Source organism: Sphaerisporangium sp. NPDC049457, assembly GCF_055586705.1.
The window spans coordinates 15,118-28,979 of sequence record NZ_JBVJHR010000015.1 but is presented as its reverse complement, the minus strand read 5'-3'; the positions used below and the strand labels follow the sequence as shown (position 1 = coordinate 28,979).

Here is a 13,862-nt window from a genome sequence, read left to right as displayed (position 1 = left end):
AGGAGATCCGGCGATGGGCAAGGAAAAGAAGTCCAAGAGGCCGCGGAAGACCGCCCGCAAGCAGACCGGGAACGCGGCCGCGCCGAAGGACGCGGCAAGGGACGCGGAAAAGGCGGCCTCCGCCGAGGAATCGTCGGACCAGGACCGGGCCGAGAAGACCTCCGCCAGGGACTCGGGCGGCGACTCGGGCAGGGGCACGGCGACGTCCATGGAGACCGAGCAGGCCGCACCGGGGCCCGCGCGCCAGAGCAAGCCGGCGGCCGGCTTGCTGAAGAAGAAGAAACAGGCGCGGAATCCGCCCCGGACCCTGCGGGCGATCCCCCGCCTCACCGCTCTGGACGCGCCGGGCACGGTCGCGTTCCTGGAGGCGTTGCCCATCGAGCTGGCCGTGCACGTCCTGGAGTACCTCGACTTCGCGGCTCTGGTGCAGCTGCGAGGGGTGGACAGGCGCGCTCAGACGTGGGTGAACGCCCTGCCCAGACTCGTCGGCCACACCGGGCCGGTCGATCTCGTCCAGTTCTGGATCAGGAATATCCGCAAGATCTCCCCCTTCTCCTCCCCTCAGTACGTCATCTCGGTCGCGAAAGAGATGCCGGCGCCGGCCGACCCCGCCCTGTGGCGATCGCTCGGCGATGCGCTGCTTCTCACCGACGGCGAGATGCCGGAGATCCTGGCGGAGCTGGCGTGGGAGCGGAACCAGGAGCATGACCCGTCCATCATCGCGGAGCTGGAAGCCCTCTCCGCGAGAGAGGGTGACTCGGGGGAGGCGTCGCTCCGCTACGCGGAGGTGGTCAGCGCCGAGGCCAATCCCATCACTCTGCTGAGGCGCATCCAGCTGAACACCGTGCTGCCGGTGACGCCGCTCCCCAATGACCGGCAGTACCAGGCCGTGAGATCGATGGTCCACGACCGGCTCAAGTCCAAGCACGACGACCTGGCTGACCGCGTCCAGGGGAAAGGGGGCGTCGAAGATTACCGCCAGGCGAAGGTCGGGGCGACGAGCAAAGCGCAACGGTCGCTGGACCGGCTGGCGTGGGTGATGCAGCACCTGAGGGACAGCCGGCAATGCGTCGCCGTCGCCCACGCCGGGAACGAACTGCGGGTTTGGGCCAACGTCCCTGACGGCGCCTTGGTGAGGCAGCTGGACACCCTCCTCGACGCGGCGAGGGTCTCGATCGGGAAGGCCGAAGGGGACCTGCAAAAGCTCCTCGACACCATCTGGGCGGACCTGGGGAAGTCGAAGCTGGATCAGCGCGATACTCCTACCGAGGACGACTGGCGGATCGCCGAGCGGCGCCTGCGCAAGACGATCGCCTTTCTCGCCGAGCTGGAAGCGGAGTGGGGCCATATCAACACCAGTGCCTCCACCGCGCGGTACACCTACGCCGGCAAGTTGAGCAAGTCGGTGCACGCGGAGACGCAGTCGGCCGACGGCTTCAAGCAGTTGCGCGCCCGGCTGCACCGGATATTGGACGCCCTCCCGCCCGACGAGCGGGAAACGCTCGGGGAGCGGGTGCGGAACCTCGACCAGGTCAAGATCGCGATCGGCATCTCCAAGCTGTGCTGCCTGAAGTGCTGGCTCGCGATCCGCGCACTGCGCGACGTCGACGGTGTCCCCCTGTCGGTCGCGGACACGCACTACCGCAGCTACGAATGGGCCCTGCCCGCCTCGCTCGCCGACTCCCCGGCTCTGCTCCGCGCGCTGTTGGACGTGCCGGACGAGCCGGAGAAGCAGGAGGACATCGATCTCGCCAAGGCCATCGACAACCCCACACTGAGACTCGCCATCGTCGCGGCGATCAACAGTTACGCCGACGGCGGCGGGATGTCGCCGAACGGGTACTTCTCCAGCGAGGACGAGGGCGATGTCGAGCTCAACCGGGGCGACAGGCGGCAGGAGTCCTCGTCCGACGCCGAGGAGACGCGCCGGTCGTCGAAGCGGTCCCGGGCCGGCGAGGGCACGTCGTCCGAAGACGAGGCCGGTGGCATGTTCCCGACGGAGGAGTCCAAAGACGGCACCCGATCGGAGGACTCCGCGGACGAAGACGACATCGTCGACGTGGATGAGGAGGGGGAGCCCGTCGTCCGCACCGCCGCGTCAGGGAGCCGCCGCTGACCCCCTGGCGTCCGAGAGTGGACGGTCAGCCGCGGGCGGAGCGCATGGCCTTGACGACCTTGTGGGTGCCGTCGGTGAGGAGGCGGCGATACTCCTCGGACTCCATCGGGTAGAGGGCCACCCGGCCCTTGTCGTCGAAGGCGAGGCCCCAGCCGAACTTCTTGGCCAGTGGCGAGGCGCGCAGGCAGGCCTGCGGCCTGGCGAAGAACTCGTGGCGCAGCCGGGCGATCTCGTCGTCGGAGGGGTCGGCGAGCCCCTGCCGTGCGAGCCAGGACTCGAAGAGCACGTCCTCCGAGGTGTGCACATATGGGCTGCCTTCCAGCATCTCGTGCTGGATCACGGCGACGGTCTTCTTGCCGCCGCGGGCCTGCGGGACCACGCTCTCGCTCACCGGACAGTCGTCGGCCACCGCGATGAAGGTCTGGTAGTAGTTCACATCCATGGGGGAGGACTCCTGCCGAGGCCGTTGATCACTTGTACACGCGTGGCCTACGCGCGTGGCCGGATTTTACCGCTTCGGGCATCGGCCGCGAAGGTGCCGAGGGCGGCGTCCGGTGAGGCGGCCGAGGCGTCAGGGGTACGTTGGAGGGGAGATCTCTTACGCGGGAGATCCGCCGAGAACATGATCGGGAGGGCCGATGCTCGGGTTGCCCGACGGGGTCCGCGGATGCCTGTTCGACATGGACGGCGTGCTCACACGCACGGCGACGGTGCACGCCGCCGCCTGGAAGGCGACGTTCGACGAATTCCTGCGGCGACGGGCCGAGCGCACCGGCGACGCGTTCGTGCCGTTCGACGAGGCCGCCGACTACGACCGGTACGTCGACGGCAAGAAGCGGCTGGACGGCACGCGGAGCTTCCTCGCCGCCCGAGGCATCACCCTCCCCGAGGGCTCGCCCGACGACCCGCCCGACGCGCCCACGGTGCACGGGCTGAGCAACCGCAAGAACGCGCTCGTGCAGCAGATCATGGACAGGGACGGCGTCGAGGTGTTCCCCGGCTCGCTCCGCTACCTCAAGGCGGTCGAGCGGGCCGGGCTGCGCAGGGCCGTGGTGTCCTCCAGCGCCAACACCGCGCGCGTCCTCGACGCCGCGGGCATCGCCGGCCTGTTCCAGGCGCGGGTGGACGGCCAGGTCGCGCAGCGGCGCGACCTCGCGGGCAAGCCGGCGCCCGACATGTTCCTGGCCGCCGCCGAGGCGCTCGGCCTCGCGCCCGCCGAGGCGGCGGTGTTCGAGGACGCCCTGGCCGGGGTCGCGGCCGGCCGCGCGGGGAAGTTCGCCGTCGTCGTCGGCGTCGACCGGGCCGGGCAGGCGGACGCGCTGCGCGAGAACGGCGCCGACATCGTCGTCACCGACCTCGCCGACCTCCTGGAGCAGTGATGATCCAGCACCCGGCCTTCGAGGTCGAGCCCTGGGCGGTGCGCGAACGGCACCTCCACCTCGACGTGATCGCGCAGACCGAGTCGGTGTTCGCCCTGTCCAACGGGCACATCGGCCTGCGCGGCAACCTCGACGAGGGCGAGCCGCACGGCCAGCCGGGCACCTACCTCAACTCGGTGTACGAGCTGCGCCCGCTGCCGTACGCCGAGGCCGGCTACGGCTACCCCGAGTCCGGCCAGACGGTGGTCAACGTCACCAACGGCAAGCTGATCAGGCTGATGGTCGACGACGAGCCGTTCGACGTGCGCTACGGCACGCTGCACGAGCACGAGCGCGTCCTCGACCTGCGCGCCGGGACGCTCACCCGCCGCGCCCGCTGGAGCTCTCCCACCGGGGCCGAGGTGCGGGTCACCTCCACGCGGCTGGTGTCCTACACCCACCGCGCGGTGGCCGCGATCCACTACGAGGTCGAGCCGATCGGCCGGACGTGCGGCGTGGTCGTCCAGTCGGAGCTGGTCGCCAACGAGACCGTGGCGTACCAGGCCGCCGACCCGCGCGCCGCGGCGGTGCTGGAGTCGCCGCTGGCGCTGGAGGAGAACGTGCCCGCGAAGGAAGGGGTGGCCATCATGATCCACTCCACGCGGGCCAGCCGGCTGCGGGTCGCCGCCGCCATGTGCCACGACATAGACGGGCCGGAACGGACGGTCATCGACGCCGACGGCTCGGGTGACGTCAGCCGGGTCACCATCGCCACGCGCCTGCGGGCCGGTCAGCGGCTGCGGCTGGTCAAGTACTTCTCCTACGGCTGGTCGGCCAAGCGGTCCCGTCCCGCCATGCACGACCAGGTGGTCGCGGCGCTGGCCGCCGCCCGGCTGGTCGGCTGGGACGGCCTGCTCGCCGACCAGCGGCGCTTCCTCGACGAGTTCTGGGCCGGCGCGGACGTGGAGCTCGACGGCGACCCCGAGGTGCAGCAGGCCGTGCGCTTCGGGCTGTTCCACCTGGTGCAGTCGGCCGCGCGGCTGGAGGACCGCCCCATCCCCGGCAAGGGGCTGACCGGCTCGGGGTACGACGGCCACGCCTTCTGGGACACCGAGATCTTCGTGCTGCCGGTGCTCACCTACACCTACCCCCGCGCCGCCGCCGACGCGCTGTCGTGGCGGCAGTCGATCCTGCCGCCCGCGCGGCGGCGGGCCGCCCAGCTCGGGCTCGCCGGGGCCGCCTTCCCGTGGCGCACCATCAACGGCGAAGAGTGCTCGGGCTACTGGCCGGCCGGCACCGCGGCCTTCCACGTCAACGCCGACATCGCCCACGCGGTCACCCGCTACGTCCACGCCACCGAGGACACCGAGTTCGAGCGCGAGACCGGGCTGCCCCTGCTGACCGACACGGCGCGGCTGTGGTGCGCCCTCGGCCACCACGACGCGCGGGGACGGTTCCGCATCGACGGGGTCACCGGGCCGGACGAGTACAGCGCCGTCGCCGACGACAATGTCTACACCAACCTGATGGCCGAGGAGAACCTGCGCGAGGCGGCCGAGGTCGCCACCCGCCACATCGACGCGGCCAAGCGGCTCGGCGTCACCCTCGAAGAGATCGCCGTCTGGCGGGACGCGGCCGCCGCCATGTACGTGCCCTATGACGAGCGGCTCGGCGTGCACTGCCAGAGCGAGGGGTTCACCGGGCACGCGGCCTGGAACTTCGCCGCCACCCGGCCCGATCAGTACCCGCTGATGCTGCACTTCCCCTACTTCGACCTCTACCGCAAGCAGGTCGTCAAGCAGGCCGACCTGGTGCTGGCGATGCACCTGCGCGGCGACGCGTTCACGGCCGGGCAGAAGGCCAGGAACTTCGCCTACTACGAGGCGATCACCGTGCGGGACTCCTCGCTGTCGGCCTGCACCCAGGCGGTGATGGCCGCCGAGGTGGGAGACCTGCCGCTCGCCCACGCCTACCTCGGCGAGGCCGCGCTCATGGACCTGGCGGATCTGGAGAGGAACACCGACGACGGGGTCCACATGGCCTCGCTGGCGGGGGCGTGGATCGCCCTGGTGTGCGGGTTCGGCGGCATGCGCGCCGGCCGGGGCAAGATCGGCTTCGCCCCCAGACTGCCGCCGGGCATCACCCGGCTCGCCTTCCGGATGAGGTACCGCGGGAGGCTGCTGCGGGTGGGCGTCACGCCCACCTCGACGACCTACCGGCTCGTCTCCGGCCCGCCGCTCACGCTCGACCACCACGGGGAAGGCTTCACGCTGGACGGCAGGCCGGTCACCCGCCCTACGGTGAAGGTGCCGGAGCCGGAGGTGAAGATCCGCCAGCCGCCGGGCAGAGAGCCGGCCCCGCGCCACACGCGCTGACATCGAACGGCCGCCCCGCGGCCGCCTGACCATTCACCGGAGGAAGCACCATGACCACCACCCCGCTCCGCGAGCGCGCTTCGTGGAAGGCGCTCCAAGAGCATCACGCCGAGATCGGCCGCCGCCACCTGCGCGAGCTGTTCGCCGAGGACCCGGGGCGTGGTGACCGCATGAACGCTGAGGCGGCCGGGCTGTACCTGGACTACTCCAAGAACCGCGTCACCGCCGAGACGCTGCGCCTGCTCGCCGACCTCGCCCGAGAGAGCGGCGTGGAGGAGCGCCGCGACATGATGTTCCGCGGCGACCGCGTCAACACCTCGGAGAACCGCTCGGTGCTGCACGTCGCACTCCGCATGCCGAAGGGTTCCTCGCTGGTCGTCGAGGGCGTGGACGTCGTCGCCGAGGTGCACGAGGTCCTCGACCGCATGGCCGACTTCGCCCGGCGGGTCCGCTCCGGCGAGTGGACGGGCCACACCGGCAAGCCGATCAAGAACATCGTCAACATCGGCATCGGCGGCTCCGACCTCGGCCCGGTCATGGCGTACGAGGCGCTGCGCCACTACAGCCGCCGCGACCTGACGTTCCGCTACGTGTCGAACGTCGACTCCACCGACATCGTCGAGGCCACCCGCGACCTGTCGGCCGACGAGACGCTGTTCATCGTCTCCTCCAAGACCTTCGGCACCTCCGAGACCCTGGCCAACGCCCACTCGGCGCGCGACTGGCTGGTCGCGCGGCTCGGCGACGAGGCGGCCATCGCCCGGCACTTCGTCGCGGTGTCCACCAACGCCCAGCGCGTCGCCGACTTCGGCATCGACACCGCCAACATGTTCGGCTTCTGGGACTGGGTCGGCGGCCGGTACTCCATGGACTCCGCCATCGGGCTGTCCACCATGGTCGCCATCGGGCCGGAGAACTTCCACGAGATGCTGGCCGGCTTCCACGAGATGGACGAGCACTTCCGCACCGCGCCCCTTGAGCGGAACCTGCCCGTCCTCATGGGCCTGCTCGCCGTCTGGTACGTCGACTTCTTCGGCGCGCAGAGCATCGGCGTCATGCCCTACGAGCAGTACCTCAAGCGGTTCCCCGCCTACCTGCAGCAGCTCACCATGGAGTCCAACGGCAAGCGGGTGACCCGCGACGGCGAACCCGTCGACTACGACACCGGGCCGGTCTACTGGGGCGAGCCGGGCACCAACGGCCAGCACAGTTTCTACCAGCTCATCCACCAGGGCACCCACCTGATCCCGGTGGACCTCATCGGCTTCGGCAAGAGCCTCAACCCGCTGCGCGACCACCACGACCTGCTCATGGCCAACGTCTTCGCCCAGGCCCAGGCGCTGGCCTTCGGCAAGACCGAGGAGGAGGTGCGCGCGGAGGGCACCGACCCGCGCGTCGCGCCGCACCGCGTGATGCCGGGCAACCGCCCCACGAACGTGCTGCTCGCCGAGCGGCTCACCCCGCGCGTGCTGGGCGCGCTCGTCGCCCTGTACGAGCACAGCGTGTTCACCCAGGGCACCGTCTGGGGCGTCGACTCCTACGACCAGTGGGGCGTCGAGCTGGGCAAGGTCCTGGCCGGCCAGATCGCCCCCGAGCTGCAGAGCGACACCGAGCCCGACCTGGCCCACGACTCCTCCACCAACACCCTGATCCGCCGCTACCGCCACCTGAAGAACTCCTAGCCTGCGGCGTTACCGGCGCCTGGAGGACTCCTGGCCCTCCGGCGCCACCGCCGTCCGAGACGGCCGGCCCCGCGGTCGTCGCCGTGCTTGAACCGCGCGCCGCCCTGACACGTCGAAGGGGTATGCCTATCGACGAGCCGGGGCGGTTGCGCAGGCGGGAGTTCCTGGTGGCCGCGCTGGCCGCGGCGGCCGCGGCCGGCTGCGGCACAGGGGGAGGGGACACGCGCGTGCTCACGGCCCAAGGAGTGAGCCGGCAGGCTCCCGTGGCGGACGCGCCGGTCGGGGAGGTCGTCAAGGGCGTCACCGCCTTCGGGCACGCCCTCTACACCGCCGCCGCCGACGCGAAGCGGAACCTGGTGTTCTCGCCGCTGAGCATCGCCTGCGCCTTCGCCATGGCCAGGGCGGGCGCCGCCGGCCCCGCCGCGTCGGCGCTGGACGAGGTGTTCGGCTTCCCCGCCGCCGGGCCGCACACGGCGTTCAACGCGCTCACCCGGCGGATCGTCACCATCGACGGCCCGCCGCCCCCGCCCGGCCGGCGAGCCGAGCGCGACGCACGCGAGCCGAGCGCCGCCCCGGTCGCCGCCATCGCGAACGGGCTGTTCGCCCAGGAGGGCCTGCCGGTCCGGCAGGAGTTCCTGCGCGTCCTGGCCGAGCAGTACGGCGCCGGCGTGCGCACGGTGGACTTCAGCGGGGACGCCGCCGGCGCCATCAACGCCTGGGTCGATCAGCAGACGGCCGGGCGGATCAAGAAGCTGTTCGACCGGCTGGACCCGGCGACCCGGGTGGTCATCGCCAACGCCGTGTACCTCAAGGCCGACTGGCAGCACCCGTTCGCCGAGAGCCCTCCCGAGGCGGGCGCCGCCTTCACCCGGGCCGACGGCTCCACCGTGCGCGCCGACCTCATGCGGCTGAAGTCCGGCCTGCGGTACGCCGACGGGGCCGGCTGGCAGGCCGTCGAACTGCCCTACGCGAAGAGCGAACTGGCCATGTGGGTGCTCGTCCCGCGCCCCGGCGCGTCCCCGGCCGCGCTGCTCTCCCCGGGGACGCTCGCCCAGGTCGCGGCGGGGCTGCGGTCGCGGAGCGTCGACCTCGCCCTGCCGGGGTGGGACTTCGGCACCGATCTGGACCTCGCGGCGCCGCTGAGGCGCATCGGGCTGGGCGCGGTGTTCCGCGGCGACTTCTCCGGCATCGCCGACGGCGCCTTCCTCAGCCAGGCGGTCCACCGGGCGAACATCAGCGTCGACGAGTGGGGCACGGAGGCGGCCGCGGTGACCGGGCTGGCCTTCCCCACCTCGGCCCTCGCCGAACAGAGCGTCGAGGTGCGCGCCGACCACCCCTTCGCGTTCGCGATCGTCCACCGCCCGACATCGGCGCCGTTGTTCATCGGCCACGTCGCCGACCCCACGGCCGCCGCGTAGCCCCGCCCGGCCGGACCCAGGAGGGGTGGGCCCGGCCGGCGGGTCAGGCACGAGCAGGCGTGGTCAGGCGTGGTCGGGCGTGGTCGGGCGTGGTCGTGGTCGGGCGTGGTCAGGTGTGGTCAGGCGTCGAAGAGGTGGAGGCGGTGGGCTCTGGCGGCGGCCTCGCCGCGGGAGGAGACGCCGAGCTTGGCCAGGATGTTGGAGACGTGCACGCTCACGGTCTTGGCGGAGATGAACAGCTCGCCGGCGATCTCGCGGTTGCTGCGGCCGGCGGACACCAGGCGGAGCACCTCGCGCTCGCGGGCGGTGAGCCCCAGGCCGGCCTGCTCGGCGGCGGACGCGGAGGAACCGGACGCGGGCGATGACGGCGACGAAGGGGACGAGGAGGACGTCTCTGGCGAGCCGATCTGGAGCCGGGCACGCCGGGCGAAGGAGTCGATCTCGGCGCTGAGCGGCGCGGCGCGCAGGCGCGCGGCCAGCGGCGCCGCCCGGGACACGCGCTCGGCCGCCTCCTCTCGCTCACCGGCGGCGAGCGCCGCCCACGCCGCGCCGAGCAGGCACTGCGCCTCGGCGTACGGCTGGCGCAACGCGGCCCACGCGCCCGCGGCCTTGTCCCACGTCGGACGGTCGGAATGCCCGGCCAGACGGGCCGCCTCGGCGGCGAAGGTCAGGCTGTGCGCCTCCTGCAGGGCGCCCTGCACCTCAAGCCGCCCGGCGAGGGCCCGCAGCTCGTCGAGCAGCGGGCCCGCCGCCCGCAGGCACGTGATGAGCACCGGCCACGCGTAACGAGGGCTGGCGGTGAGATCGTGCTCGTGCAGGGCGAGCGCGACCCGCTCGGACGCCTCGCCGTCGCGGCCCCGCGCGACCAGCAGCTCGATCTCTCTGCGCAGGTGCGGCAGGATGGCCTGGTCGCGATGGGTGCCCACGGCGATGACCTTCGCCGTGGCGCGGAACAGCGCCTCGGCGGCGTCGAGGTCGCCGCGGGCCATCATGATGTCGGCGGCGAAGCCCTGCAGGCTCGCGCGGTAGGGCGGCGGCGGCACGACGTCCACGCCCCGCTCGATCACTTCGAAGGCCTCGTCCCAGCGGCCGAGCGACACCAGCGGCTCGGCCAGGTTGATGGCCAGGAACGCCCCGGAGGTGCGCGCCAGGCCGTACGCCTCGGCGTCGGCGATGCCCCTGCGGGCGACCTGCGCCGCCTGCTCGTGCCAGCCCGCCCCCTCCAGCGCGTCGGACTCGGAGATCGCCACCCGCATGAGCGCGTTGTAGGTGCCCGCGTGCTCGGCGATCTCGCGCGCCCGCGCGAACGCGGCGACCTGCGTCTCCATCTGCGAGTACTGGCACTGCGTCCAGGTGAGGGTGACGAGCGCGTTGGCCTCGGTGCGGGCGTCGCCCACCTGCTGGGCGACGCGGATGGCCTCCTCGGCGAGGCTTTCCTTCTCGGCCCAGGTGCCCGGACCGTGGAGCATGCGCGACAGCGTCTCGAGGACCTGGGCCCGCAGCGACGAGGGCGGGTCGGCCGGGACCAGGCCGGCGGCCGCGCGGAGGTCTTCGATGTGCCCGGCGCGGCCCAGGTCGTACCTGGTGAGGCCGCGCTGACGCAGCAGCTTGGCCGCGCGCACGGGATCGGTGGCGGGGTCGATCTCGCGCAGGGCGGCCTTGGCCAGCGAGATGGCGCGCTCGTACTCGCCGGCGAGGTGCGCCACGGTGGTGGTCTGCCGCAGCACATCGATGTAGTCGCGGCCCACGCGCTCGGCCGCGTCGGGCACGGTGTCCCACAGTTCGAGCACGCGGGTGAGCATGCGCAGCTGCTCGTCGAAGGCCGCGGACCTGCGGGCCGCGGTGGCGGCGCGCCAGGCGGCGTTGAGCGCGGAGGGGGCGTCGTGCGCGATGTACCAGTGGTGGGCGAGCTCGATGGCGCCGCGCGTGCCGGGCAGCAGGGCGGGGTCGTGCTCCAGCGCCTTGGCGAAGCGGGTGTGCAGGCGGGCGCGCTCGCCGGGCAGCAGGTCGTCGTGGACGGCCTCGCGGATCAGCGCGTGCCTGAAGGCGTACCCCTCGCCGTCGACCAGCAGGACGTTGCCCGCCACCGCCGGGCGCAGCGCGCCCGACAACGCGCCGTCGTCCAGGCCGGTCACCGCGGTCAGCAGGTTGTGCTCGATGCGGGCGCCGCCCGCGCTCGCCACCCGCAGCAGATCTTGGGTCTCTTCGGGGAGGCGCTCGACGCCGGCGATCAGCAGATCGCGCAGCGACTCGGGCATCGGCCCCTCCTCGCCGCCGCTGAGCAGCGCCTCGACGAACAGGGGGTTGCCCTCGCTGCGGGCGTAGATGACGTCCACGTCGAGCGCGGAGGGCTCGCGGTCGAGGATGCTCGCGGCCTGCTCGACCACATGGCGGCGGCTGAGCCTGCGCAGGTCGAGACGGGTGACCCAGTCGATGCGGGTGAGCTCGGCGAGCAGGCGCCGCAGGGGGTGGGTGCGATGAAGCTCGTCGGAGCGGTAGGTGACCAAGGTGAGCACGCGGGTGTCGGGCCGCTGGTAACGGGTGAGGAAGGACAGCAGGTCGCGGGTGGAGCGGTCGGCCCAGTGGGCGTCCTCGATCACAAGGACGACCGGGCTCTGCTCGGCGAGCCGCTCGATGAGGCCGAGGACCTGCTCGAACAGCCGGGCGCGGGCCTCGGCGCCGTCGTCGTCGGGCTCGCCGAACTCGGGCAGCAGGCGGGCCAGCCCGCGCGTGCGCCCGCCGGGCAGCAGCGCGGCGACCCCGTCATGCCCGAGGTCGCGGGCGAGCTGCCGGAGCACCGCGGTGAACGGCGCGAAGGGCAGGCCGTCGGTGCCCAGTTCGAGGCAGCCACCAACCAGCACCCGCACTTCACCGGCCTGTCGGACCTCACCGGCCGTGCGGGTTTCACCGGTCGCGCGGACCGCACCGGTCGCGCGGACGTCACCGGCTGTGCGGTCGTCGCGGGGCTCAGGGGACTCGCCGGCCTCGCCGGCTCGCTGGGTGAACTCGCGGATGAGCCGGCTCTTGCCAACCCCGGCCTCGCCGCCGATGAAAACCGTGGTCGCCGACCGGGCGCGCACCCGGGCCAAGGCGTCGAGCAGAAAGGTCAGCTCGGCCGTCCGCCCCACCAACAACGGGCTGACCGGATGAACGCTCACGTCCCCGCCCCCACCCACGCCCGCACACCGGTCGCCTCCGTCAGCACACCGGTCCTCCTCGTCCGCACGACGGCGGCCTCCGCCTCCGCGTCGCTCGCCTCGGCCCGCACGACGGTCGCTTCAGCCTGTGCGACGAGGGACCCGGCACTGGCTGCGGTCGACCGCGTCTGGGGGGAGGGAGGGTTTCGGCGGGTCGCGACGGCACCATCGCGACCGGTCACCTGAACACCGTCTCAACCACGTGACCAGGATGCCACCCCGCACCGACAATCCCCACCGCGTTTTCCGGACGGCGAATCACCACGCGACGCCGGAACGTCCGTGGTGCGCAAGGGAAGAACGTGGTGCGCGAGGGACCGGCCACGCGTCCGTGGTGTCGCAGGTGACATCGGTGGTGCCGTTGGTGACCTCGGCGGTGCCTTAAGGGACGGAGGGAACGTTGGCCGTAGAGTGAGGGCATGAGCCCGAAGATCGCGACCGCGGACGCCGTCACCCGTGACCAGCTTCTCGACTTCATCCGTGATCGCCATCGCGCCCTGCTCATCACGACGCGGCGCGACGGCGGCCCGCAGGCGTCTCCGGTGACCTGCGGCGTCGACGGGCTGGGCCGCATCGTCGTCTCCACCTATCCCGAGCGCGCCAAGACCAAGAACGCCCGGCGCGATCCTCAGGTGAGCATCGTGATCCTGTCGGACGACTTCGACGGGCCCTGGGTGCAGATCGACGGCGCCTGCGAGGTCCTGGACCTGCCGGACGCCCTTGAGCCGCTGGTCGACTACTACCGGTCCATCGCCGGCGAGCACCCCGACTGGGACGACTACCGCGCGGCCATGGAGCGTCAGGGCAAGTCACTGCTGCGCATCACCCCCTCCAAGTGGGGCCCGGTGGCCACCGGCGGCTTCCCCGCCCGCCTGGCCTGAGCACCACCACCCCCGCCCGCCTGGCCTGAGCACCACCCCCACCCGCCTGGCCGGCACCACCCTCGCCCCCGGCCCGGCATCCACCGTCACCGTGTGCGCCCTTCCTGAGGCGGTGCGCTGAACGGCGCCAGGGCGCCGGAGTGCTGGGCGCGTATGCCGGCGAGGATGGTGGCGACGCCGTGCTCGAACTGCGCGTCGGTGTCGGGGGTGAGGAGGTCGCCGAGCATCCTGGCGGCCAGTGGATGGCGTTCGGCGTCCACGAGCCGGGTGATCGTCTCAGCCTGGTAGGGGTTCTCGCCCTCGCCGTACGCCTCGCCCGGCCTGGCCTGCTCTTCGATCGTGAAGCCGATCGTGTAGTGGAAGAGCGTGGGGACGGCGCGCGTGGCCTCTTCCAGGGTGAATCCGGCGTCCTGCAACGTGCGCAGGGTCAGCTCGATGGTCCTGATGACCACCGGGTGGCCGACGTTGGTGCCGGCGACGACCCGCGCCCCGTCCCGGTGCCGCAGCATCGTGCGGCGCAGCCGCATGGCCCGCTCGGCCAGCCACTGTTCCCAGGTGACGCCGCGGCGCGGTGATTCCAGGCCCTCGTCCGCCTCGACCATCACCAGGGTGGCCATGGCGTCGAGGAGCTCCTGCTTGTTCTTGACGTGCCAGTAGAGGGCGGGGGCCTTCACCTCCAGCTCCTTGGCCACGAGGCGCATGGTGAGCCCGTCCAGGCCGACCTCGTCGAGCAGGCGCAGGGCGGTCCGCGCGATGAGCTCGGCGGTTATCTTCATCGGTCCTCCTGATCGTGCGCGCGCTTGACAGATTAACAGTGTTCAATGAATCCTTAACG

9 protein-coding genes are annotated in these 13,862 nt (G+C 72.1%); 6 read left to right on the top strand and 3 right to left on the bottom strand.

Translation table 11 applies throughout. From position 1 onward, the window contains the following. Nucleotides 1-13: 13 nt before the first annotated feature. Complete coding sequence (locus tag ACZ6QO_RS23260) at nucleotides 14-2,116, top strand: hypothetical protein (RefSeq protein WP_465853684.1); 2,103 nt, start codon at nucleotides 14-16, stop codon at nucleotides 2,114-2,116. Between the two features lie 25 nt (nucleotides 2,117-2,141). Here the strand turns inward: ACZ6QO_RS23260 and ACZ6QO_RS23255 are convergent, their stop codons facing one another. Beyond that, nucleotides 2,142-2,558 carry a DUF6157 family protein gene (locus ACZ6QO_RS23255; RefSeq protein ID WP_465853683.1) on the bottom strand — a complete coding sequence of 139 codons (417 nt, stop codon included), beginning with the start codon at nucleotides 2,556-2,558 and terminating at the stop codon, nucleotides 2,142-2,144. A gap of 196 nt (nucleotides 2,559-2,754) precedes the next feature. On the opposite strand from ACZ6QO_RS23255, the gene ACZ6QO_RS23250 reads away from it, so the two are divergent. From ACZ6QO_RS23250 to ACZ6QO_RS23235, 4 genes are all read left to right on the top strand, one after another. Next, the gene (locus ACZ6QO_RS23250; protein ID WP_465853682.1) at nucleotides 2,755-3,495 is read left to right on the top strand and encodes a beta-phosphoglucomutase family hydrolase; all 741 of its coding nucleotides are present in this window, start codon (nucleotides 2,755-2,757) and stop codon (nucleotides 3,493-3,495) included. Continuing rightward, nucleotides 3,495-5,849 carry a glycoside hydrolase family 65 protein gene (locus tag ACZ6QO_RS23245; RefSeq protein WP_465853681.1) on the top strand — a complete coding sequence of 785 codons (2,355 nt, stop codon included), beginning with the start codon at nucleotides 3,495-3,497 and terminating at the stop codon, nucleotides 5,847-5,849. Before ACZ6QO_RS23250 ends, ACZ6QO_RS23245 begins: the two co-directional genes overlap by 1 nt. Nucleotides 5,850-5,899: 50 nt before the next feature. Then, nucleotides 5,900-7,531 carry a glucose-6-phosphate isomerase gene (pgi, locus tag ACZ6QO_RS23240; RefSeq protein WP_465853680.1) on the top strand — a complete coding sequence of 544 codons (1,632 nt, stop codon included), beginning with the start codon at nucleotides 5,900-5,902 and terminating at the stop codon, nucleotides 7,529-7,531. Nucleotides 7,532-7,653: 122 nt separating this feature from the next. Then, on the top strand, nucleotides 7,654-8,949 hold the full coding sequence (locus tag ACZ6QO_RS23235; RefSeq protein WP_465853679.1) for a serpin family protein: 1,296 nt from the start codon (nucleotides 7,654-7,656) through the stop codon (nucleotides 8,947-8,949). A 119-nt stretch (nucleotides 8,950-9,068) separates the two neighbouring features. Here the strand turns inward: ACZ6QO_RS23235 and ACZ6QO_RS23230 are convergent, their stop codons facing one another. Further along, nucleotides 9,069-12,107: a helix-turn-helix transcriptional regulator gene (locus ACZ6QO_RS23230; protein WP_465853678.1), complete on the bottom strand. Its 3,039-nt coding sequence runs from the start codon at nucleotides 12,105-12,107 to the stop codon at nucleotides 9,069-9,071. 458 nt (nucleotides 12,108-12,565) lie between these two features. On the opposite strand from ACZ6QO_RS23230, the gene ACZ6QO_RS23225 reads away from it, so the two are divergent. Next, nucleotides 12,566-13,027 (top strand): PPOX class F420-dependent oxidoreductase, encoded by a 462-nt coding sequence (locus ACZ6QO_RS23225; RefSeq protein ID WP_465853677.1) that lies wholly within the window; start codon nucleotides 12,566-12,568, stop codon nucleotides 13,025-13,027. An 86-nt stretch (nucleotides 13,028-13,113) separates the two neighbouring features. On the opposite strand, the gene ACZ6QO_RS23220 is transcribed toward ACZ6QO_RS23225, so the two are convergent. Next, complete coding sequence (locus tag ACZ6QO_RS23220) at nucleotides 13,114-13,803, bottom strand: TetR/AcrR family transcriptional regulator C-terminal domain-containing protein (RefSeq protein WP_465853676.1); 690 nt, start codon at nucleotides 13,801-13,803, stop codon at nucleotides 13,114-13,116. Nucleotides 13,804-13,862 lie beyond the last annotated feature (59 nt).